The sequence below is a fragment of the Silvania confinis genome, assembly GCF_025564085.1.
Lineage (GTDB): Bacteria > Pseudomonadota > Gammaproteobacteria > Enterobacterales > Enterobacteriaceae > Enterobacter > Enterobacter confinis.
Window position 1 is genome coordinate 1 of sequence record NZ_JAMGZJ010000034.1, and the last position, 449, is coordinate 449.

General features: G+C 55.7%; 1 protein-coding gene. It reads right to left on the minus strand.

Annotated elements, in window-relative coordinates; all coding sequences use genetic code 11:
- The coding region (locus M8013_RS23530) for a Chromate resistance protein ChrB (RefSeq protein WP_336263223.1) at positions 1-196 on the minus strand (196 nt) is incomplete at its 3' end.
- Positions 197-449 lie beyond the last annotated feature (253 nt).

Genomic DNA, 449 nt, shown 5'->3' on the forward strand with positions numbered 1-449 from the left:
GGGGATCAGTGACCGGCAGGAGCGACGCCGAGCCACCGCTATCCAGCACGTCACGCTCGACGGACTCCAGTACCTCACGACTAGCCGAGCCATCTGGCAGGAGATAAACCCCATCGCGTAGCACCGCAGCCCCAGCGCTTTTCAACGTGCGCCAAGCGCGCATTCGCTCGGCGGCATTTGCCGTAGGCAGTGCCATCACGAGACATAGCCAATTAATCAATGTAACGATCTCACGAAATTTGTTCGATTGCTACATTACCTAGAGGTTGCTGAATTGGGAACTGGGAAGTTAGCCCTGCTGGGCGGAGTGGTATGCGATTTTCGCCGCCTCCGATTCAGAATGTCCGCTTATGGCCGCTAGTGTGCGCTCTCTTGCTTGGATGGCATTACGTTCTGGCCCAACGTTACTGTAGCGAATCCGCAGCAGTATCAATCAAAGCCTCCTGTAT